Annotated in this window: 20 protein-coding genes and 2 pseudogenes; 9 read left to right on the forward strand and 13 right to left on the reverse strand. The window is 59.5% G+C overall.

Annotation, left to right across the window (positions count from 1 at the left end):
* Window positions 1-171 precede the first annotated feature (171 nt).
* Both D882_RS0122965 and gudD read left to right on the forward strand, forming a co-directional pair.
* Window positions 172-1,518, forward strand: coding sequence for an MFS transporter (locus D882_RS0122965; RefSeq protein WP_027925406.1), 1,347 nt, complete (start codon window positions 172-174; stop codon window positions 1,516-1,518).
* Window positions 1,519-1,542: 24 nt separating this feature from the next.
* On the forward strand, window positions 1,543-2,886 hold the full coding sequence (gene gudD / locus D882_RS0122970; RefSeq protein WP_027925407.1) for a glucarate dehydratase: 1,344 nt from the start codon (window positions 1,543-1,545) through the stop codon (window positions 2,884-2,886).
* 118 nt (window positions 2,887-3,004) lie between these two features.
* Here gudD and D882_RS0122975 read toward each other — a convergent pair whose 3' ends face one another.
* Complete coding sequence (locus D882_RS0122975; RefSeq protein ID WP_027925408.1) at window positions 3,005-3,889, reverse strand: LysR family transcriptional regulator; 885 nt, start codon at window positions 3,887-3,889, stop codon at window positions 3,005-3,007.
* A gap of 162 nt (window positions 3,890-4,051) precedes the next feature.
* Between D882_RS0122975 and ampC the strand changes: the two genes are divergently transcribed.
* A complete protein-coding gene (gene ampC, locus D882_RS0122980; RefSeq protein WP_027925409.1) occupies window positions 4,052-5,218 on the forward strand; it encodes a class C beta-lactamase in 1,167 nt (388 codons plus the stop codon).
* A gap of 225 nt (window positions 5,219-5,443) precedes the next feature.
* On the opposite strand, the gene D882_RS0122985 is transcribed toward ampC, so the two are convergent.
* The 3 genes and pseudogenes from D882_RS0122985 to D882_RS01000000131360 form a co-directional block, all read right to left on the reverse strand.
* Window positions 5,444-5,812, reverse strand: a complete 369-nt coding sequence (locus D882_RS0122985) for a DUF6124 family protein (RefSeq protein ID WP_027925410.1) — start codon at window positions 5,810-5,812, stop codon at window positions 5,444-5,446.
* A 197-nt stretch (window positions 5,813-6,009) separates the two neighbouring features.
* Entirely contained in the window at window positions 6,010-6,273 is a 264-nt protein-coding gene (locus D882_RS0122990; protein ID WP_027925411.1) for a hypothetical protein, read from the reverse strand.
* Between the two features lie 15 nt (window positions 6,274-6,288).
* Window positions 6,289-6,665, reverse strand: a pseudogene (locus D882_RS01000000131360) (DUF6124 family protein).
* A 428-nt stretch (window positions 6,666-7,093) separates the two neighbouring features.
* Here D882_RS01000000131360 and D882_RS1000000132735 point away from each other — a divergent pair.
* Window positions 7,094-7,397: pseudogene (locus D882_RS1000000132735) on the forward strand (autotransporter outer membrane beta-barrel domain-containing protein).
* A 152-nt stretch (window positions 7,398-7,549) separates the two neighbouring features.
* On the opposite strand, the gene D882_RS0123005 reads toward D882_RS1000000132735, so the two are convergent.
* The 3 genes from D882_RS0123005 to D882_RS0123015 all read right to left on the reverse strand — a co-directional run bounded on the left by D882_RS0123005 (window position 7,550) and on the right by D882_RS0123015 (window position 9,967).
* Complete coding sequence (locus D882_RS0123005; RefSeq protein WP_027925413.1) at window positions 7,550-8,122, reverse strand: DUF4174 domain-containing protein; 573 nt, start codon at window positions 8,120-8,122, stop codon at window positions 7,550-7,552.
* Between the two features lie 171 nt (window positions 8,123-8,293).
* Entirely contained in the window at window positions 8,294-9,079 is a 786-nt protein-coding gene (locus D882_RS0123010) for a sulfite exporter TauE/SafE family protein (protein WP_027925414.1), read from the reverse strand.
* Between the two features lie 138 nt (window positions 9,080-9,217).
* Entirely contained in the window at window positions 9,218-9,967 is a 750-nt protein-coding gene (locus D882_RS0123015) for a hypothetical protein (RefSeq protein WP_027925415.1), read from the reverse strand.
* A gap of 233 nt (window positions 9,968-10,200) precedes the next feature.
* Between D882_RS0123015 and D882_RS0123020 the strand changes: the two genes are divergently transcribed.
* Both D882_RS0123020 and D882_RS0123025 read left to right on the forward strand, forming a co-directional pair.
* Window positions 10,201-11,022: an aldo/keto reductase gene (locus D882_RS0123020; RefSeq protein ID WP_027925416.1), complete on the forward strand. Its 822-nt coding sequence runs from the start codon at window positions 10,201-10,203 to the stop codon at window positions 11,020-11,022.
* 30 nt (window positions 11,023-11,052) lie between these two features.
* Window positions 11,053-11,523 carry a DUF1810 domain-containing protein gene (locus D882_RS0123025; RefSeq protein WP_027925417.1) on the forward strand — a complete coding sequence of 157 codons (471 nt, stop codon included), beginning with the start codon at window positions 11,053-11,055 and terminating at the stop codon, window positions 11,521-11,523.
* On the opposite strand, the gene D882_RS0123030 is transcribed toward D882_RS0123025, so the two are convergent.
* Window positions 11,488-13,848 carry a DNA polymerase II gene (locus D882_RS0123030; protein ID WP_177327623.1) on the reverse strand — a complete coding sequence of 787 codons (2,361 nt, stop codon included), beginning with the start codon at window positions 13,846-13,848 and terminating at the stop codon, window positions 11,488-11,490. The genes D882_RS0123025 and D882_RS0123030 overlap by 36 nt on opposite strands.
* A gap of 222 nt (window positions 13,849-14,070) precedes the next feature.
* On the opposite strand from D882_RS0123030, the gene D882_RS0123035 reads away from it, so the two are divergent.
* On the forward strand, window positions 14,071-14,511 hold the full coding sequence (locus D882_RS0123035; RefSeq protein WP_007944798.1) for a CBS domain-containing protein: 441 nt from the start codon (window positions 14,071-14,073) through the stop codon (window positions 14,509-14,511).
* A gap of 115 nt (window positions 14,512-14,626) precedes the next feature.
* Here the strand turns inward: D882_RS0123035 and D882_RS0123040 are convergent, their stop codons facing one another.
* The gene (locus D882_RS0123040; protein ID WP_027925419.1) at window positions 14,627-15,250 is read right to left on the reverse strand and encodes a glutathione S-transferase N-terminal domain-containing protein; all 624 of its coding nucleotides are present in this window, start codon (window positions 15,248-15,250) and stop codon (window positions 14,627-14,629) included.
* A 261-nt stretch (window positions 15,251-15,511) separates the two neighbouring features.
* Here D882_RS0123040 and D882_RS0123050 point away from each other — a divergent pair, with 261 nt between their 5' ends.
* Complete coding sequence (locus D882_RS0123050; RefSeq protein WP_027925420.1) at window positions 15,512-15,913, forward strand: hypothetical protein; 402 nt, start codon at window positions 15,512-15,514, stop codon at window positions 15,911-15,913.
* Between the two features lie 80 nt (window positions 15,914-15,993).
* Here D882_RS0123050 and D882_RS0123055 read toward each other — a convergent pair whose 3' ends face one another.
* Window positions 15,994-17,088, reverse strand: a complete 1,095-nt coding sequence (locus D882_RS0123055) for a DUF1615 domain-containing protein (protein ID WP_027925421.1) — start codon at window positions 17,086-17,088, stop codon at window positions 15,994-15,996.
* Window positions 17,089-17,272: 184 nt separating this feature from the next.
* Between D882_RS0123055 and D882_RS0123060 the strand changes: the two genes are divergently transcribed.
* The gene (locus tag D882_RS0123060; protein WP_027925422.1) at window positions 17,273-18,808 is read left to right on the forward strand and encodes an FAD-dependent oxidoreductase; all 1,536 of its coding nucleotides are present in this window, start codon (window positions 17,273-17,275) and stop codon (window positions 18,806-18,808) included.
* 123 nt (window positions 18,809-18,931) lie between these two features.
* Here the strand turns inward: D882_RS0123060 and hemB are convergent, their stop codons facing one another.
* The 3 genes from hemB to D882_RS0123075 all read right to left on the reverse strand — a co-directional run bounded on the left by hemB (window position 18,932) and on the right by D882_RS0123075 (window position 21,705).
* Window positions 18,932-19,906, reverse strand: a complete 975-nt coding sequence (hemB, locus tag D882_RS0123065) for a porphobilinogen synthase (protein WP_027925423.1) — start codon at window positions 19,904-19,906, stop codon at window positions 18,932-18,934.
* Between the two features lie 233 nt (window positions 19,907-20,139).
* The gene (locus tag D882_RS0123070; protein ID WP_027925424.1) at window positions 20,140-20,982 is read right to left on the reverse strand and encodes a PhzF family phenazine biosynthesis protein; all 843 of its coding nucleotides are present in this window, start codon (window positions 20,980-20,982) and stop codon (window positions 20,140-20,142) included.
* 24 nt (window positions 20,983-21,006) lie between these two features.
* On the reverse strand, window positions 21,007-21,705 hold the full coding sequence (locus D882_RS0123075; RefSeq protein WP_027925425.1) for a glutathione S-transferase family protein: 699 nt from the start codon (window positions 21,703-21,705) through the stop codon (window positions 21,007-21,009).
* Window positions 21,706-22,000: the final 295 nt, after the last annotated feature.

Consider the following 22,000-nt stretch of genomic DNA (forward strand, 5'->3'; position numbering starts at 1 on the left):
TGCCCATTCCAGGTAAGAAGCCCGCCAGGCGACACCAGAAAAAGCATAACAAATCGCTTAAATCTCACCATTTCGTTGGACATCACCCCTTGCGCATTAAAAAAACGCAGTTGTATGATGTCTATCAACAACGCAACACCCCGCATAAAAATAATCAGTGGGAGAAACCAAGTGAATACATCCGTATCAGGGATGCACGACGGTGCCGATTCGGTCCTGAAGTCCGCCATCTCAAAAGTGAAACGCCATGTCCTGCCGTTGTTCGTCATCATGTTCATCGTCAACTACATCGACCGTGTGAACATCGGCTTCGTCCGCGCCCATATGGAACACGACCTGGGGATCGGCGCTGCCGCCTACGGTCTCGGGGCCGGGCTGTTCTTCATCGGTTACGCGCTGTTCGAAGTCCCTTCCAACATCCTCCTGCAAAAAGTCGGCGCACGAATCTGGCTGACCCGCATCATGCTGACCTGGGGCCTGGTGGCCGCCGGCATGGCGTTCATCCAGAACGAAACCCACTTCTACATCCTGCGATTCCTGCTGGGCGTGGCCGAGGCCGGGTTCTTTCCGGGGGTGATTTATTACTTCACGCGCTGGTTGCCAGGGGTTGAGCGCGGCAAGGCGATCGCGATCTTTCTCAGTGGCTCGGCAGTGGCCTCGCTGATCTCCGGCCCGCTGTCCGGGTTGCTTCTGCAACTCGACGGTTTCGGGTTGCACGGCTGGCAGTGGATGTACTTCATTGAAGGGATGTTTTCCGTCGGGCTGTGCGTGTTCGTCTGGTTCTGGCTGGACTCCAAACCCCACGACGCCAAATGGCTGAGCCGCGAAGAACAGGATGCGCTGGTCAACGCCATCGAAAACGAACAGCTGGCCCGCGAAGCCGCGACGCCGATCAAACCGTCGTTGGGCAAACTGCTCAAGGATCGCCAGATCATTCTGTTCTGCCTGATCTACTTCTTCATTCAGCTGACCATCTATGCCGCGACCTTCTGGCTGCCGAGCATCATCAAGAAGATGGGCGACCTCAGCGACATTCAGGTCGGGCTGTTCAACTCGATCCCTTGGCTGCTGTCGATTATCGGCATGTATGCCTTCGCTTCGCTGTCCGCCAAATGGAAACACCAGCAAGCCTGGGTGGCTGCTGCGCTGTTGATTGCCGCCGCCGGGATGTTCATGTCGACCACGGGCGGGCCGATCTTTGCCTTTGTTGCAATCTGCTTTGCGGCACTGGGTTTCAAGTCCGCTTCGTCGCTGTTCTGGCCGATCCCCCAGGCGTATCTGGATGCGCGGATCGCCGCTGGCGTGATCGCGTTGATCAACTCGGTGGGCAACCTCGGCGGGTTCGTGGCGCCGACCACCTTCGGTCTGCTGGAGGAGCACACCGGTTCGATTCAGGGCGGCCTGTACGGGTTGGCCGCGACCTCGATCATCGCCGCAATCATTGTCTTTGCCGCACGCAACACACCCAAAACCGCACCGGCCGCTGCGCTGGGCAAACCAACGCCCAACCACGCCTGATCCGTTGTTTATAAGGACAAGAAAATGCACCCACAAGACTGCGCAAAAGCCCCGATCATCACCAGCATGGAGGTGGTTCCAGTGGCCGGCCACGATGGCATGCTGCTCAACCTGAGCGGCGCCCATGGTCCGTTTTTCACCCGCAATATCGTGATCCTCAAGGACAACGCCGGTCACACCGGGGTCGGTGAAGTACCGGGTGGCGAGCGTATTCGCCAGACACTGGAAGACGCCCGCGCGCTGGTGGTTGGCAGCCCGATCGGCACGTATCAGAAGATTCTCAACCAGGTGCGCCAGACCTTTGCCGATCGCGACGCCGGCGGGCGCGGTTTGCAGACGTTTGACCTGCGGATCACCATTCACGCCGTTACGGGGCTTGAGGCCGCCCTGCTCGACTTGCTCGGCCAGCACCTGGACGTACCGGTCGCCGCCCTGCTCGGCGAAGGCCAGCAACGTGACGAAGTGAAGATGCTCGGTTACCTGTTTTACGTGGGTGATCGCCAGCAGACAGACCTGGCCTACCGCAGCGAACCGGACGCCGATAACGACTGGTTCCGTGTGCGCCATGAGCAAGCCATGACCGCTGACGCGGTGGTTCGTCTGGCTGAGGCCGCTCACACCCGCTACGGTTTCAAAGACTTTAAACTCAAGGGCGGCGTGCTCGGTGGTGATGAAGAAATCGAAGCCGTCACCGCACTGGCCGAACGCTTTCCGGATGCGCGCATCACGCTCGATCCGAATGGCGCGTGGTCACTCAAGGAAGCCATTCGCTTGTGCCGCGATCAGCATCATGTTCTGGCCTACGCCGAAGACCCGTGCGGCGCGGAAAACGGTTACTCCGGCCGGGAGGTCATGGCCGAGTTCCGCCGTGCCACCGGACTGAAAACCGCGACCAACATGATCGCCACCGACTGGCGGGAAATGGGCCACGCCATTCAGTTGCAATCGGTGGACATTCCGCTGGCAGACCCGCATTTCTGGACCATGCAAGGTTCGGTTCGCGTGGCGCAGATGTGCCATGAATGGGGCCTGACCTGGGGTTCGCACTCGAACAACCACTTCGATATTTCCCTGGCCATGTTCACCCACGTCGCGGCGGCTGCGCCGGGCGACATCACCGCCATCGACACTCACTGGATCTGGCAGGATGGCCAGCGCTTGACCAAAGCCCCACTGCAAATCGTCGGTGGTTGTGTGCAGGTGCCGAAGAAGCCGGGGCTAGGGGTTGAACTGGACATGGACCAATTGGCCAAGGCCCATGAACTGTACAAAGGCATGGGACTGGGGGCGCGAGATGACAGCGTGGCGATGCAGTTTCTGATCCCCGGCTGGAAATTCGATAACAAACGGCCGTGCCTGGTGCGCTGACTTCTGCCGCTGTACTCCTTGCAGGAGTGAGCCTGCTCCGGGCGGCGTTCCGACGAAGAGGCCGGCACATTCAACATTGATGCCGCCTGACATTCCGTTATCGCGAGCAGGCTCACTCCTACAAGGGTGGCGTTTCGCACGCTTGCAGTAGCCACTCCTTGAACGCCGACATCGCCGCCGTTTCGGGGCGGGATTGCAAGCGGGTGAGCCAGTAGCTGCCAGTGGTGATGCCGATGGCGAACGGTTGCTCGATGGCACCCGCCGCCAGTTGACGGGAAAACATCAGCGGCGGCGCCAATGCAATGCCGGCACCTTGAAGCGCGGCTTCCATCATCGCCAGCGAAGAGTCGAACACAATATTCCTGGTGGGTGCCGTATTGGGCGGTAACCCGCAAGCCAGAAACCACTCAGGCCACTCGTCTGTCCGGTAGGAACGTAACAACGTTTGTTTCAAAAGATCCTGAGGCTCGCTTAACTGTCGGGCCAGTTCGGGAACGCACAGCACCGACAGCGGCGCTTCGATCAACCGCAGCGCGTCAATCCCGTGCCAGGCGCCAGCGCCAAAGCGAATCGCGTAATCCAGCCCTTCAGCGGCCACGTCCACCCGATTGTTATGGGTCGACAGCCGTAAATCTATGAACGGATGTTTCTCCTGGAAGTCCGCCAGCCGCGGCAATAACCACCCGACCGCGAACGTACCCACCGCCCCGACAGTCAACACATCCCGATAGTGCCCGCCTTCGAACCGCTCAAGCGTTTCGGCGATTCGGTCAAAAGACTCGCGCAGGACCGGCAGCAAGGTTTCACCCTCACTGGTCAGCATTAACCCGCGTGGCAAGCGTTTGAACAGTGTTACGTTGAGTTGGGCTTCAAGGCTTTTGACTTGATGACTCACCGCCGCAGGCGTAACGAACAGCTCCACCGCCGCCCGAGTAAAACTCAAATGGCGTGCGGAGGCCTCGAAAGCGCGCAACGCATTCAGCGGCAAGTGAGGACGAATCATGCCAACTCCATAGTTTTTCTAATGGCTCACCCGAAATATCGTCGTTTGTCGACGCTAGGCGTACTGCCTAGATTTGGCTCGCCTATCAGGCAACCCGATTTGCAAGAGCGCATGGAGTGTAGCGGGTTACCATCGACACAACTCATGAAGAGTGGATCTGACATGTACACAAACAAATTGCCAAGGCTTGCATCCTATGGTGCTTTCGCCCTTATCCTCGGCGCGGCATCCTGTATTGCCGCGCCCCCGTCCGACCAACAACTCGAATCTGTGGTCAACGCCGCCGTCGGCCCCGTGATTCAGCAACAGAACATCGCCGGCCTTGCCGTCGCGATCACCCAGAACGGTCAGCAGCATTACTTTAATTACGGCGTGGCCTCTAAAGAGAATCGCAAACCGGTCAGCCAGGACACCTTGTTCGAAATCGGTTCGGTCAGTAAAACTTTCGCCGCCACGCTGGCCGGGTATGCGCAGGCCAACGGCAAACTGTCCCTGTCCGATACTGCCAGTACCGTTTTGCCGGCATTGCGAGGCAGTGCGTTCGATCGCATCAGTGTGTTGCAATTGGGCACTTACACCGCTGGCGGGTTGCCGCTGCAATTCCCCGACGACGCTGACCATGCCGACACGATGCTCGATTACTTCAAGCGATGGACACCGGTTTACCCTGCTGGCACCCATCGCCTGTATTCGAACCCAAGCATAGGGCTGTTCGGTTATCTTGCCGCCCACAGCATGGGCCAGCCGTTCGATGACCTGATGGAAAAAACCTTGCTGCCAAAACTGGGCCTCAAGCACACCTACCTCAAGGTCCCGCCAGCGCAGATGGGGCTTTACGCTCAGGGTTACAACAAGGACGACAAGCCGGTACGTGTCGAGCCGGGCGCGCTGGATTCCGAAGCCTACGGCGTGAAAACCAGTGCCTCGGACCTGATTCGATATGTTGAAGCGAACATGAAACCGGCAGGACTGGAAAAGCCATTGCAGCAAGCCATCGCCACCACTCACACCGGTTATTACACGGTGGGTCAAATGACACAGGGGCTGGGTTGGGAGTTCTACCCTTATCCGGTCACGCTGGATCGGCTGCTCGCCGGCAACTCGACCGAGATGGCAATGGAAGCTCACGAGGTCAAGTGGTTGAACCCGCCGCAGCAGCCACCGCAAAACGTGCTGCTCAACAAAACCGGCTCCACGGGCGGCTTCGGTGCCTACGTTGCGTTTGTGCCCTCGAAGGACATCGGCATCGTGATCCTGGCCAACAAAAACTACCCGAACCCGGAACGGATCAAAATTGCCCACACGATATTGAATGCCCTGAGCGAATAACCGGAAGCAACACGAGCCCTCTGTAGCCGCTATCGAGCTCCAGCGAGGTTGCGTTCGGCTCTGTAGCAGTCGTAAACCCTGCACACGCGGTCTTTCTGAAACACCGCGTTGCCTGATTTTACGACTGCTTCGCAGCCGAACGCAGCCTCGCCGGAGCTCGACAGCGGCTACAAAACAAAAAATGGGTGACCCTTTGAGGTCACCCATTTTCGTTCTTACGCCTGCTTAATGCCGGGTCTCTGGCTCACCGGCAGACGCCTCCCTGTCCGCCGCAAGGTTTTCCCGCACCTGGTTCACCAACAACTCGGCGACCATCGCCAACTGCTGGATCGAAAATATTTCACCGCGGTTCGGCCCTTCCAGTTTGGCGGCAAAGTTCTCAAGCAGGGCCGTCAACGACGCGAGGGTATCGCAAGCTTGTTTGAGTAGCGTCCGCGTGTCGACGCCGGGGGCAATGGTGAATATAGGCTGGGGCGAGGAAACAGGCCTGGGGCGTGGAATGACCGCCACGTCGGCGGTGCCACACAGCTTCACAGACGCGGGATGATTGGTATTGTCAGGGGTGTCTCCTTGAGGCTTGCTGAACTTTTTCACAGGCGAGGCTCCTTTTTCACGGGTGTTTTCATCCTTGGGTCCTTCAATGTCGCGGACATCCATGAAGGCTAGCGGTGCGGGCTGACAGACACCAGTTCATCAAGTGCGACACAACTTGAAGGAATTTTCCGAAGCCCGTGAAGGCGGATACTTCACACGCAAAAAAAATGGGCGATCACCTGGATCGCCCATTGTTGTTACTGCGACTGCAATCGTCGCCCGATCACGTCCATCAAATCACAACCGTCACACAGCGGAATCGCCAACACCCGCGCAAAATCCTGAAGCAACAGAGCATCACGGCCCATCCCCTCGCCCACGGACAAGGTTTCCAGCTGTTGGCTCACGCTACGAATGCGATAGGCCGCAGTGTCATGCAACACATCCACCGGCGCATCCGTATCAATCAGCAACGACGCAACTTGGCAATCGATGCCCGTAATCGGCATATATCTGGCCATCAGTGATCTCCTCTCTCAATGCCGTATCGGTGGCTGAACGACAGGCGCACCTTCGGGTGGATCAACGTTATCCAGCGCCTGGTTCACCAACAACTCGGCAATGACCGCCAACTGCTGAATCGAGAGCGCGACGTTACGCTTTGAGCCTTCCAGTTTGCAGGCCAGATCTGTAATCAGGACATTCAGTGATGCCAGAGTTTCGCAGGCATGGCTTAGCAGAGTTGTGGAATCGACGCCGGGAGTGATCGTGAATACGTGGCTGATCGGGTCGGTATGACTGGGGTTTCGCAAGCGAGCGCTGACGGCAGGCTCGGTGATTTCGGAAAGTGGAACGGCATCGACAGGATCTGAATCGGCCGGGGATAAGGGGGATTGGGACTTAATTTTTTCATGTGCGAAGAACCTCGGTAATTTAAGAAAACTGCCGATCTCACTTCCACAGAGAGGGTGGCAGCTGTACGCAGGTTTGGAAGTCCGGGATACCGAGAGAAACCCAGTGCACGCAATCGTGCTCCTGCGCACAGCCGCCATAAGCAACAATGTTGGCATAAAAAAAAAGCCAACAGGTGTTTAGAGGCACATGCTCTCTCGGTAACCACCGGACTTCCACATCCGACCGCTGATTTTGCAGCGGCCCGACAAAGGTATCGGTAGGTGGGTTGGCGCACCAGTTCATGGAGTACGATACGTCTCGCAGGAAATGTCCGACGCCTGTGCAGGCCAGCGCACTGCGTCCGAGGACGTCCCTTCGAGATTACATCCCCACCACCTACAACCCGGGTAGGATCGCCCGCTTTTTAGCCTGTCCACCACGCGGTCAGTGCTGATAGCTCCAGTCGGCAAGGCTTTCGATTTGAGTCAGGGCTGGTTTGTCGAACCGCAGGCGGGATTGCAAGTTGCGCGCATCAGCGGTGGGCGTTACACCGCCAGCAATGGCCCGGATGTCGAACAGGACGCGATGATGTCTGTACAGCCGTTTGCCGGGTTCACGCGCCGAGATTGGCGCGGGCGTTGCGGTGAAGGCGGCGGACAAACACAGCTTCTTTGCGGAAGTGGGCTACACCCATGGCAGCGACATCGAGCAGCCGTGGGCGGTGACGGTCGGGTATCGCTATAACTGGTAACCACACCCTGCAGCTGGCGCAGCCTGCGTCCGGCTGCGAAGCAGTCGTGAAATCAAGCGGTGCGGTGTTTCAGGAAGACCGCGTACTCAGGGTTTACGACTGCTGCGCAGCCGGACGCAGGCTGCGCCAGCTGCTACAGGGTCGGTGGGGTGTCAGTCATCCGGCATTTCAGGGGGCTTGGTTGGTTTGGCCAGTTTGCCATTCTTGGTGGCCTTGGCCCCTTTAGCGCCTTTGACCGGCTCAGCCTCGGCAGGTGGGGTCACTACCGGCGGCGCGGTGGCTTCTTTTTCGGCTGCTGGCAGGGCATCGATGGTGTCGAACACTTTCTTCAAATCGACCGATTTTGACTCAGCCCCCGAACTCTCAAGCTTCTTCTCGCCGTCCTTGCCGATCAGGATCACTTTGGGCAACGCCCCCGCACCGAGTTTCAGGGAGCGAATCAGCGCCATGGTGTCCTGCTGACCGAGGTCCTCGCCGTCGCGCTGGCCGAACATATTCAGCACGCTATACACCCGGATTTTGCGTTGGGCGATCCCGTCCTTGTTGGCCGGATCGTCCAGTGACTTTTTCAGCCCGACCCAGACCGGATCGACGGTGCTGGGTGCAATGACAATCAAGGGCCGGAACCGGCCTTTGTCGGTATCCAGCGGTGAATCACTTTCGGTTGCGAATAAGGGACCGGCGAAAGCCAGCAAGGTTGTCAGGGTCAAAAACCTGATGAGCATGCGCATCTCCTTTTGATAACCACGCTCTAATGATTGCGCATCGCGGCGTTCGTTCCGGGTGACGCACCGCAATTGTGTTTCGCCTTGACCCAAGCTTAGGTCAGGGCGGTCATTGCGCAACAGACGGGGCTAATCTCATCGCAGATAAGCAGCGGGGTGATTCAATCGGAATCAGAACGCCAGTTTGTAACCGATCAGCATCAACATCGTCGCCAGGCAAGGGCGCAGCACTTCATCGGAAATCTTGCCGGTCAAATGACTGCCCAACCAGATCCCCGGCAGCGAGCCGATCAACAAGAATCCCAGCACGTGCCAGTCCATGTTGCCCATGCTCGCATGGCCAAGCCCGGCGACCAGTGTCAACGGCACCGCGTGGGCGATTTCGGTCCCGACGAGGCGACGGGTCGGCAGCAGCGGATACAGGATAAACAGGGCCACGGTGCCCAGGGCGCCCGCACCGATGGACGTCAGCGCAACCATGGTGCCCAGCACCAGGCCGGTGATCACCGTCATGCCGTTGAGGCGTTTGCCACTGGGGTTGTAGTTGCCACCGGCGCGCTTGTGAGCGAAATCGAGCAGGCGCTTCTTGAACAGAATCGCCAATGCCGTGGCAAACAGGACGAACCCCAGTGCCTGCTTGATGATGGCATTCATGGTTTCAGGCGCGGTGTGCAAGCTGCTCAGGAACCACAGCGTCAACGCCACCGCCGGCACGCTGCCAAGGGTCAGCCAGCCGGTAATCGCCCAGTCGATGTTGTTGTTTTTCCGGTGGACCAGCACGCCACTGGATTTGGTGATCGCCGCGTAGAGCAAATCGGTACCGACCGCTGTCGCGGGGTTGATGCCGAACCACAGCAGAATCGGGGTCATCAACGACCCACCACCGACGCCCGTCATGCCGACAATAAAGCCAACCACCAACCCGGCAACGATCAACCCGATGTTCACTAAATCCATTGAGACGTCCACAAAGACCGCAGAAGAAATCTGGCCCGCAGCATAGCGATTTTTCTTATAACCACTTATATCGATGCGAACTATCGTTATATCCAAGACATAACAACATCCATTCCCCTGTAGGCGCTGTGTCGGGGTTTATTGCACCGGCAGGAAATTCAGGAACAGCAGGCTCTGCGCATAATTCAAGCCGATGCGCCGGTAGCGTTCGTCGAGCATCTGCGTCAGCAAATCCAGCCGGGCAACGATCTTGCCGAACTCCACGGCGAAACTCAGGTTGCTGCCCTCCTCCGAGATCTCGTTGGAGAACAGCAAGGGTTCGCCTTGTTTATTTTGCCGCTGGCTGAGAATCCACGTGGCGATCTCGATGTTGCGCGCGGCGTTGTTGACGAACGTCGGGTTGATCGCGTCCGTCATGTAGAACTCCAGGCGATTGCCGTGAGCGGTTACCAGCATGCTGCCGATGGCATAGATGAAAGCACCGACCCGGTCACCGAGAAACTCCGGGCTCATGGCAAACCTGAGCGCCGCCAGGTCTTTTTTGCCACCGAGGGTGGGCAGTGGCTGTTGCTGCTCGATGGCCATGCGCACTTGCTTCCCGGCGGTTCGGGCATCGAGGAAGCCGGATTTTTTCAGCTCCTCGGGGTTGCGCAGGTAAAGCTTGCTCATCAGCAAATAGAGGCTGTCGAGGTTGTCACGCATCGTCAGCGTGGCCATGCGGTCGACGCTGGTCTGCAGAAATTCCTGGGGACGGCCTTCGCGGAACTGGCTGACAATGTCATTGCCCTGTTGCTGGCTGCAACCGCTGACAAAGAACATCGCCAAGCCAGCCAGAAACAAGCAGCGGCGGCGGATCGGTGGGGTGATGCGGGGTAACACTCGAGCCATGGGTTCTTGAACTTGGGCATGGGCCAGCGGTGGGGATCGCCGCCGGCTGCCCAAGGATAGAGCCGTCAATACCAAAAAAGTGCAGTGCCGGTGGTCCGTGAGCGAAGGCGCCTGCCTGCCCAAAGGTGATATCTCGTCATGTTCGCTTTTACCTGGAAGATGGCGCTGGAGGGAACCACCGGGTTATTTTGCTGCCAACTAGGTATCCACCGTGTTGCACACAGGAGGTTTTCATGCGGTTCCTTGAACTGGCCGGCGTCAACGTACCGGTCATTGGCCAGGGCACCTGGCACATGGGTGAAGATCATTCGGCGCGCGCTAAAGAAGTCTCGGCCCTGCGCCAGGGCATCGAGCTGGGCATGACGTTGATCGATACCGCGGAAATGTACGCTGAAGGCGGCGCCGAGGAGGTGGTCGCGCAAGCCATCAGCGGTCTGCGTGACCAGGTCTTTGTGGTCAGCAAGGTCTACCCGCACAACGCCAGTTGCCAAGGCATTCCCCAGGCGTGCGAACGCAGCCTGCGGCGCTTGAAAACCGATTACATCGATCTGTACCTGCTGCACTGGCGCGGCCAGTACCCCTTGGAGGAAACCGTCGAAGCCTTCGAGCGCCTGCGTGAAGACGGCAAGATTGGCCGTTGGGGTGTGTCCAATTTCGACTTGGACGACCTGCATGAACTGCACTCATCAACCTGCGCCACCAATCAGGTGCTCTACAACCTGGAGGAGCGCGGCATCGAATTTGATTTGCTGCCCTGGAGCCAACAACACCAGCTGCCGTTGATGGCGTACTGCCCTATCGGCCAGGGCGGTGAAATGCTGACGCATCCGACGCTGGTAAAAATTGCCGCCCATCACGGGGTGACACCGGCTCAAGTGGCGCTGGCATGGATCCTGCGGCAGCCCGGCGTGATCGCCATCCCCAAAGCGGTCAAACCTGAACACGTGAAATTGAATGCGCAAGCCGCGCAAGTGCGGCTCGAACCCGGGGATCTGGAGGTGCTGGACCACGCGTTTCACGCGCCACAACACAAACAGCGATTGGCCATGGTCTGAGCCATCGCCGTATTGGCAGAGGGTTTCTGCATGCGAAGCACCGATCAGCTCGATGCTTTTAACTTGCCACGTTTCGTCCAGGCTCAAGACCCGGTCTTTGAGTGGGTTCAGGAAGAACTGAGTGCCGGTCAAAAACGCCGTCACTGGATGTGGTTCATCTTTCCGCAGCTTGCCGGGTTGGGGGGCAGCGAAATGTCCCGATACTTTGCCATTCGCTCCAAAGAGGAAGCCGCGGCGTATCTGCAGCATTCATTGCTGGGTCCACGATTGCGGACGTGCACGCAATTGGTCCTGAACATCAAACAGCGCTCGATCGCCGAGATTTTCGGTCATCCCGATGACCTCAAGTTCCACTCTTCAATGACGCTGTTTGCCCAGGTCGCTCCGGACAACAGCCTCTTTGACCAGGCCCTTGAACAGTATTTCCACGGCATACGGGATGACTGGACGCTTTCATTGCTGGACTTAAAACAGGCCCATTTGCCCACCAATCAGGGTTGAGAAGTCATCGTCGACAAACGGCAGGATCGCGTCCGCCACCGGTTGCAGTTGCCGGGTGACGTAATGGTCGTAGTCGATCGGGGCGCTGCGAATCTCCAGCGGTTCGGGCCCGGCAACGGTGATCACGTAGCTGATCCAGCCGCCGTTCTGGTACTGACGCGGACGGCCCTGGCGGTCGTTGAAGTCATCGGCGATGCGCGCGGCACGCACGTGGGGCGGCACGTTGCGCTCATAGTCGTCGAGGGTACGGCGCAGGCGCTTGCGGTAGATCAGGCGATCATCGAACTCGCCGGCCAGGGTCTTTTGCACGTAATCGCGCACGTAGTCCTGATACGGCTTGCGGTGGAAGATCCGCGAGTACAGCTCCTGCTGGAATTGCCGGGCCAGTGGCGACCAGTCGGTGCGCACGGTTTCCAGGCCTTTGTAGACCATTTCATCCGTGCCATCGGCGCGGGTCACCAGGCCGGCGTAACGCTTCTTGCTGCCCTCCTCCGCGCCACGGATGGTCGGCATCAGAAAGCGTTTGTAGTGGGTTTCAAACTGTAATTCCAGGGCACTTTCCAGCCCGTATTCCGCATGCACATGTTCGCGCCACCACTGGTTGACGTGGTCGACCAGCGCGTGGCCAATCTGCGCGGCCTCCTCCTGACCGTGGGCGCGGCGCAGCCAGACAAAGGTGGAGTCGGTGTCGCCGTAGATCACCGTGTGGCCCTGGGCCTCGATCAGTTGCCGGGTGCGCAGCATGATTTCGTGGCCACGCAAGGTAATCGACGACGCCAGCCGTGTGTCGAAGAAACGGCAGCCGCTGGAGCCGAGTACGCCGTAGAAGGCATTCATGATGATCTTCAGCGCCTGAGACAGTGGCGCGTTGTGTTCGCGTTTTGCGGTTTCGCGGCCTTCGGCGACCCGGGCGACGATGGCCGGCAGGCAATGCCGGGTTCGTGAAAAACGTGCCCCGCGAAAACCCGGCACGGACTCGCTGTCTTCGGGATGCTGCAAGCCTTCGATCAGCCCCACCGGGTCGATCAGGAAGGTGCGGATGATCGACGGATAGAGGCTTTTGTAGTCGAGCACCAGCACCGATTCGTACAGGCCCGGCTGCGAGTCCATGACAAAACCGCCGGGGCTGGCCTGCGGTGACTTGCCGCCCAGATTCGGCGCGACAAAGCCCTGACGGTGCATCAGCGGCATGTACAGGTGAGTGAACGCCGCCACCGAACCACCGCTGCGGTCCGCCGGCAAACCGGTGACGCTGGCGCGCTCCAGCAAGAAGGTCAGCAGTTCGGTCTTGGCGAAAATCCGTGTGACCAGCTCACAGTCTTTGAGGTTGTAAGTGGCGAGGGCCGGTTTGTCCTCGGCGAACATGCGGTTGATTTCGTCCATGCGCTGGTACGGCGTGCTGATCGCCTTGCCCTCACCGAGCAAGGTTTGCGCGACGTTCTCCAGGCTGAACGAGGGGAAGTTCCAGGTTGCCGAGCGCAGGGATTCGATGCCGTCGATGATCAGGCGCCCCGCGGCTGACGCGAAGTAATGGTTGCGGCTGCCGTGTTCGCGCCACTGCATTTCTTCGCCGCCGCGCCCAAGCTTGAGCGGTACGCCCAGGCGTCGGGCGTGTTCGTGGAGGACGCGAAGGTCGAACTGCACGACGTTCCAGCCGATGATCGCGTCGGGGTCGTGGCGGGCAAACCATTCGTTGAGTTTTTTCAGCAGCACGGTTCGCGAGTCGCAGTATTCAAGCTGGAAATCCACCGCGCTGGCGTCACCATTGGGCAGCCCGAGCATGTACACCTGGCGCTCGCCGCAGCCTTCCAGGGCAATGGAATACAACTCGCCCTGTTCGGTGGTCTCGATATCCAGCGAGACCAGCCGCAGGTTGGGCCGGTATTTCGGGTCGGGTTTCATCTGCGCGTCGAGCAGCAGGCCTTGCGCATCGGGCGACCCACCAAAGATCACTGGCGCGGTGATGAACCGTTCCATCATGTAGCGCTCGGGCGGGCGAACGTCGCCCTCGAACATCTCGACGCCGGCCTTGCGCAGCGCGGTTTCCAGGCGCATCGACTGACCGTGCTGCTGGCAATACAGGCCGAGCACCGGACGATGCTCGAAATCCAGCAGGGCCAGGGGCTTTAGTTCGACGTCTTTCTCGCCGCGCAGCACCTCTTGCGCCTGTTCGCGCTGGGCGGCTGGAATGAACGCCACCGACGGCTGATGAGGCAGGCGGATGCGCCGGGGACCACTGTCGGTCGCCAGCCAGAACTCGACTTCCGTGCCGGCCGGGGTGTCGCGCCAATGCCGGGTCAGGACGAAGCCCTGCTGTAAATCCACCACTGCAACCTCTCGATTTGATTCAGGCGGCAATTCTACGCGTCATCAAGGGGCAGCGGGTCATGCGCGCCACTTTCGACTTTCTCATAGGGTTTAACCGCGGTTTACCGAAAAAATACCGCTGAATGGCGTTTTTTGAGTCTTATCTGCCGCTTTCACTCTTGCCCTCAGCGCTTGGGTCTACGATTCTTCAAGAACAACGACAACACCCGAGAAGCCACCATGAAAACCGTCGCCCAACTGCTCAAGCTCAAAGATCAGAAGAATCAGGAAGTGCACCAGATCAAACCTGATCACATGGTGCTGGAAGCGCTGATGAAGATGGCCGAGAAAAACGTCGGCGCCTTGCTGGTGGTGGAAAATGACGAGGTGCTGGGCATCATCAGTGAACGTGATTACGCACGCAAACTGGTGCTGCATGGCCGTTCTTCGGTGGGCACGCCGGTGCGCGACATCATGGTGTCCCCGGTGATCACCGTGGACACCCATCAAACCGTCGACACCTGCCTGGGCATCATGTCCGACCGACGCCTGCGTCACCTGCCGGTGGTGGAGAACGGCAAGTTGATTGGCTTGCTGTCGATCGGCGACCTGGTCAAGGAAGCGATTGCCGAACAGGCCGAACTGATTCGCCAGCTGGAGCAGTACATCCGCGGCGAGTAATCCGAAGACACCCTGGATCAAAATGTAGGAGTGAGCCTGCTCGCGATAGCGGTATGTCAGTTAATGAATAGGCTGACTGATACACCGCAATCGCGAGCAGGTTGTTATTCGGTGTTCACACTGGCCAATGCCGCGCGAAGACCGGGGCCAGTGTCGGGTGCCGGTCGATGCGCTCCAGCCACGCGAAAAAACCGGGACGGGTGTTGCGTAAATGCTCACGGCTGCCGGCCCACCGCGACACCACCGCCGCCAGCACATCCAGTGCGCCCGGCGTCTCATCCCCCAGATACAGCTCGCCGGAAAACTGATCGGCAAACACCTCCCAGCTCCAGTGCAATCGCGCGCGGGCGCCGGCCATGAGGTTTTGCCTGGACGCCTCATCCGTCTCGGCCAGCCAGCGTTCGGGGTAATCGATGATGCCGATGGCTGCGTAGCAATTGCTGACGATGTACGTGAGGCCGCGGATCGCCTGATCGCGGTCGGCGGGCAGTGTCGGCAACAGGTTCGACTTGGGAAAGGTCAGCCCGAGATGAATCAGGATCGCCGCACTTTCGGTCAGGATGCTGCCATCGGGCAGCTGCAGCGTTGGAATCTGCTTGAGCCGGTTGAGCTTCTCCAGTGCCTGGGCTGCCTCCGAGGACAACTCGACGTCGATGAAGCGATAAGGAATTTCGCACAGCTCCAGCGCCGCTTCTATCGCCGCCGCGCCGGAATTCTGGTGTCCATAAAGTTGATACATGGTGCGGCCTCCTGGCGAGACGGGAATGGGGTCATGAGAGGCGTCACCTGCCGGTCGTGGTGATCCAGCTAATCAGTGTAGAAGCGTCGATCCGCCCTACCCGTACCATCCGACGACTGAACCATCACGCCCGCGTGGGGCGACTCACAGGGGCTATCAATACTGTCGATGTTCACCATCACATCAATGAAGTTCTCATAAAAAATCCTCGGCGTAACATCCGCTCCATACCAACCCATAAGCACCCCGGAGCACACCATCATGAAACGCCAAACTATCCTCGCTATCGCTTTCTCGGTCTTTGCAGTTAACGCTTTTGCCGCAACCTCTGCTCAACCTGTGGTCGCTGAAGGCGGCTCGGATCGCCTGATTGAAAGCCGAGTGGCTGAAGGGGGTTCCGATCGCTTGATCGAAAACCGTGTAGCCGCTGATGGTTCGGATCATCTGATGGAAAACCGCGTTGCTGCTGATGGTTCGGATCATCTGATGGAAAACCGCGTTGCTGCTGATGGTTCGGATCATCTGATGGAAAACCGCGTTGCTGCTGATGGTTCTGACCATCTGATCGAGAACCGCGTAGCCGCTGATGGCTCCGATCATCTGATGCAGAACCGCGTTGCCGAAGGTGGTTCCGACCGTCTGATCGAAAGCCGCGCGGCATAAATGCAGGGGTTTACCGCAGTACTCAATGAAAAACCCGGCCTGACCCGCCGGGTTTTTTTACGCCTCTGGTTCGATCAGGGTTACTGGCCAGCCCGCTTCATGCAACGCTGATAACGCTCATCGACGCGCTTGGCAAACCATGCCGTGGTGAGCTTGCGGGTGATTTTCGGGCTTTGCAGTTCGATCCCCGGCAACACGGCACGAGGCAATGCCCTGCCCTCGGCCTGATCGGCCAACGCAAACACTCGCCGGTAGAGTTCCGTCTCCTCGAATTTCAGGCTTTTGCCCTCCTCCAATTGATTGCGAATGGTCGTATTGCGCATCCCCAACGGCTTGCCAAGGCTGCGCACCGCCACTTCCGTGGTACCGGGCATGATCGAGTCATACCGGACCAAGTCGCCATCCAGCGCCAACGGGATGCCTGACACCCGGCTCAACGCGTTCTGAAACGCCGCATTGCGGCTGGCGTACCAACCGGCATTGAAATCAGCGAAGCGATACAACGGTTGCGTGTAGCTCACCGGATAACCGAGCAAATGGGCGATGCCGAAGTACATGCCGCCGCGCCGAGTGAATACCTCGTGGCGAATCGAGCCTTCCACCGGGTACGGATAGTTCTTCGCCTGCTGTTCGGCGAACTCGATACTGACCTGCATCGGCCCGGCGGTGTGTACCGGATTGAAGCCACCGAACAGGGTCTTGCCCAAGGGCACCATGCCAATGAAATCATCGAAAATCGCGCTGAGTTCCTTTTCACTGCGCGCCGCGTTGAGGCGGTCGCTGTAGCTTTTGCCGTTGGGTGACTTCACCTGCAGCGCGCCGCTGATCAACAGGCTGGGGATGTGGACTTTAGCGGCGCGACGGTCGATTTCGTCCCGGGCGATCTTGCCCAGGCCCGGCACAGGCGGGTCGACCTGGAAGGTGGATTCCTGCTCGGTCACGGCGAGCACCGAACACAGGTTTTGCGTGGACGGATAAATATTCTGGGCGGCGAAGGCGGCGTAGATGTCCGTGGCCCACCCTTGGCGATCCGTGGTTTTGGCCGGCAGCAAGCGCACGATTTCGGCCTTGACCTCGGCGGGCGGGCGCGCGGGCTGTTCCTGCGGGTGCTGAGTGCCGCAACCGGCCAGCAGCAACAGCGCCGCGCCGCCCATGATCAATCGATTGGCTTGCATGGTGCTCCATCAAATCCGTTGAGCCGGGTTAACCATACGACCAATGGCATGGCGCAGGCTATGACTCTTGCGGCCGCGCCCTGTTCCATCGTCATGTCAGCGGGGCCTTTTTCCGTTGGGCGGTCAGCCTTCCGGCCGACTGCGCCTGAACCATACTTGAGCCAGTCACCGAGGAGACAGGCTCATGCACCGTAGCGACGTACTGATCGTCGGCGCCGGCCCGACCGGGCTGGTCCTGGCGCTGTGGTTGAGCAAACTGGGGATCCGCGTGCGGATTATCGACAAGACGTCGGCGCCCGGCACCACGTCGCGTGCGCTGGCAGTCCAGGCGCGCACGCTGGAGCTGTATCGCCAGCTCGAGCTCAGCGAAGCCGTGGTGCAAAACGGCCATCGCGTGGCGGCAGCAAATTTCTGGGTCAGCGGTGAATCGGTTGCACGATTGCCACTGAGCAACATCGGCGCAGGCCTGACACCCTATTCGTTCATGGAAATCTTTCCACAAGACCAGCACGAACGCTTACTGATCGAGCGTCTTGAAACCTTCGGCATCAAGGTGGAACGCGGCACCGAACTGGAGGACTTCGAGGAAACCGGCGATGGCATCACCGCCCACTTGCGCCTGCCCGATGGCCAACAGGAAACCTGCCAGGCGTGTTACCTGGCCGGTTGTGATGGTGCCCGTTCGATAGTGCGTAAAAAGCTGGACACCGGGTTTCCCGGTGGCACCTACCAACAGATTTTCTACGTGGCGGATGTGCAGGCCAGCGGGCCGGCACTCAACGGCGAACTGCACGTGGACCTTGATGAAGCGGACTTCCTCGCCGTGTTTCCGCTCGCCGGCAGCGGGCGCGCGCGGTTGATCGGCACCGTGCGCGACGAGCGCGCCGACCGGGCTGAAACCCTGCGTTTCGAGGACGTCAGCAGCCGGGCCATCGAACATCTGCAGGTGCAGATCGAGCAGGTGAACTGGTTCTCGACCTATCGCGTGCATCACCGGGTGGCCGATCACTTTCGCACCGGCCGCGCCTTTTTGTTGGGCGACGCGGCCCACGTTCACAGCCCGGCCGGTGGTCAGGGCATGAACACCGGGATTGGCGATGCGATCAACCTGGCGTGGAAATTCGCGGCGGTGTTGAGTGGCGGTGCCGAGGCCAAACTCCTCGACACCTACGAAACCGAGCGCATCGCCTTTGCGCGCAAACTCGTCGCGACCACCGACCGGGTGTTCAGTTTCGTCACCGCCGAGGGACGCGTGGCCGACGTGCTAAGGACACGGCTGGCACCGTTTTTGATCCCGAAGATGGCCTCGTTTGAAACGTCCCGCGAGTTCCTGTTTCGCACGGTCTCGCAGATCACTCTCAACTATCGTGGCATGCCGTTAAGCACCGGCGTTGCCGGGCACGTTCACGGCGGCGATCGCCTGCCTTGGGCGCATGACGGCGAAGGCGACAACTTTGAATCGCTGAGGAATCCGACCTGGCAGGTGCACGTGTATGGCGACACCAGCGACGAAATGATCGCCTGGTGTATCGAGCATCATCTGCCCTTGCATGTGTTTGACTGGCGACCGGCGTTTGAAGCAGCGGGGTTGGGGCGTAACGGGTTTTATCTGCTGCGCCCGGATACGTATGTGGCGATTGCCGAGACGTGTTCCGATCCGAAGGTGATTGAGCGGTACTTCAACCATCATGGAATCCGGCCGTACTTCGGCACGCCCTGAAGTCACCACCAATCAACGGTGGGAGCGAGCTTGCTCGCGATGGCGTTAGCACATTCAAAAGTGATGTGACTGACCGTCCGCTATCGCGAGCAAGCTCGCTCCCACAGGGTTATGTGGTGGGGTTTAGATCCCGGCCAGGGCCAGGTCCATTGCGAAGTAGGTGAAGATCAGATCCGCGCCCGCCCGCTTGATCGCTCCCAGGCTTTCACGCACCACACGGTCCTCATCAATCGCCCCCGCTTGCGCGGCGAATTTGATCATCGCGTACTCGCCGCTGACCTGATACGCCGACAGCGGCAAACGCGATACTTCGCGGATGTCGCGGATGATGTCGAGGTAGGCGCCGGCCGGCTTGACCATCAGTGCATCCGCGCCTTCCTGTTCGTCCATCAGCGATTCGCGCACTGCTTCGCGGCGGTTCATCGGGTTCATCTGATAGCTTTTGCGGTCGCCCTTGAGCGCGCTACCGCCGGCTTCACGGAACGGGCCGTAGAGCGCCGAGGCAAACTTGGTCGAATAGGCCATGATCGCCGTCTGGCTGAAACCGGCGGCGTCCAGCGCCCGGCGAATCGCCTGGACCTGCCCGTCCATGGCCGCCGACGGGGCAATCACATCGGCACCGGCCCGAGCAGCGGCGACGGCTTGCTTGCCAAGGTTGATCAGGGTCTGGTCGTTATCGACCTCGTGGTTGTGCATCACGCCACAATGGCCGTGGTCGGTGTATTCGCAGAAGCAGGTGTCGGACATCACGATCATTTCCGGCACGGCATCCTTGGCGATCCGCGACATGCGCGACACCAGCCCGTTATCGCTCCAGGTATCGCTGCCGCTGCTGTCCAGATGATGCGACACGCCGAAGGTCATGACCGACTTGATGCCGGCGCGGGCGTAGCGCTCGATTTCGCCGGCCAGTTTCGACTCCGGAATGCGCATGACGCCGGGCATGCTGTTGATCGGCACGAAGTCGTCGATTTCTTCCTCGACGAAAATCGGCAGCACCAGGTCGTTCAGGCTGAACTCGGTTTCCTGGAACAGGCTGCGCAGGCTCGCATTGCGGCGCAGACGGCGTGGACGTGCTTCGGGGAACTGGCTGGACATGGGCATTCCTGAAAAACAGAGGATGAGACTAACGTCGTAGGGGGTGAAGCTTATGCCCTGCAAGGCACAAGGCACAAACCTCAGGTGCAGAACAAACCCTTACCGGCTCGGCAATAATCCCCCCGGATCGACACAGCCCCCTGTAGGAGTGAGCCTGCTCGCGATAGCGATAGCACATGCACCGTCAATGTGACTGACACACCGCTATCGCGAGCAGGTTCACTCCGACAGGTTTAGAGCTTCAGGGTACCGGAAATACAGGTCACCACCGCTCCACCAATCCAGATTTCATCACCGACCTGATCCACCTGAATGCGCCCCGCCCGTCCCATCGTCAGGCCCTGGCTGACCACATAGGACGCTGGCGCCAGCCCCTCGGCAAGCAACCACTGCGCAATCCCGGCATTCAAACTGCCGGTCGCCGGGTCTTCCGGCATGCCGTCGCCGGAGATGAAGGCCCGTACTTCGAATTGCGCTTCATCCCCATCACGCTCGGGATTCCACGGTGCAATCACACCGACCGCCAGGCCCAACATTTGCGAGTGATCCGGTTGCAGTTCCAGCACCTGCTGGCGGTCCGCGACCATCACCGCCAGCCAGCCAGCGCCGTTATCCACCCACTGCGCCCGGACAATCACCCCGACCTCCAGACCGAGCCCGCGTCGCACGCGCTCCACCAGTTCGGCGTCCACCGGCCCGGCGTTGATCAGGGGTGGCGCGAGAAAGGCCAGCTCCGCGCCTTGTCGACGGACCCGCACCAGCCCGACGCCGCACTCCTGAATGATCTCCTCGCCCTTGGGCACGCCACCAGCCTCAAGCCAGGCATGGCAAGTGCCCAGGGTCGGATGACCGGCGAAGGGCAACTCATTCAGGGTGGTAAAGATTCGCACGCGATAGTCGGCCCGCGGATCGCGCGGCTCCAGCACAAACGTGGTTTCACTGAGGTTGGTCCAGGTCGCGAACGCCGCCATGCGTTCATCACTGAGTGCGTCGGCCCCCAACACCACCGCCAACGGATTGCCCTTGAGGGCGACGCGGCTGAAGACATCTACTTGCTTGAAATCGAATGTACGCATGATCTTCCTTGTTCGTGAGGCACTCTATTTAGGGATTTCCAGCCCACGGATCACCGCCGGCCGCGACAGAAAGCGTTCCAGCACGCGCGTGACGTTCTTGAAATCCTTGATGCCCACCAGGTCGCCGGCCTCATAGAAACCGATCAGGTTGCGCACCCACGGGAACGTCGCGATATCGGCGATGGTGTAGCGTTCACCCATGATCCAGTCGCGCCCTTCAAGGCGTCCATCCAAAACTTTTAACAAACGTTTACTTTCCTCGACGTAACGGTCGCGGGGGCGTTTGTCCTCGTAGTCCTTGCCGGCAAACTTGTTGAAGAAACCTACCTGGCCGAACATCGGCCCGATGCCGCCCATCTGGAACATCAACCATTGAATCGTCTCGTAACGCGCGGCCGATTCCTGCGCCAGCAGTTGCCCGCTCTTGTCGGCGAGGTAAATCAGAATCGCCCCGGACTCGAACAATGGCAGGGGTTTGTCCTCGGGACCATGCGGGTCGAGGATCGCCGGGATCTTGTTGTTGGGGCTCAACGACAAAAACTCGGGGGACATCTGATCCTGGGTGTCGAAGCCCACCCGATGCGGCTCGTAGGGCAGTCCGATTTCTTCGAGCATGATCGAGACCTTGACGCCGTTGGGGGTCGGCAAGGAGTACAGCTGGATCCAGTCGGGGTATTGAGCCGGCCATTTTCGGGTAATCGGGAACGCAGACAGATCGGTCATCGGGTGCCTCCATCGCCAAATAAAGCGTTGAGCATAATCCAGGATTGGCGCCCGCAGGTTGCGATCTTTTCGCGTTATCGAAACCGCTGATGATGACGATCAAAAGATGTCAGCCTTTGCCAACGCGTCTACGTGTAGGGTGTCCATAATTTCGCAACATCTTGTCGATAACCTTGACTGCACCCTGTTCAAGGTTATCGATAAAGTGCCGCGCACCCGCCGGTATCGAACCAAACAGGCTCAGAGGACTCTGAGCAATGCCCTTTCGGACACGGACCGGCCCAACGACATGGAA

The organism is Pseudomonas sp. URMO17WK12:I12 (assembly GCF_000514395.1).
Classification (GTDB): domain Bacteria; phylum Pseudomonadota; class Gammaproteobacteria; order Pseudomonadales; family Pseudomonadaceae; genus Aquipseudomonas; species Aquipseudomonas mucoides.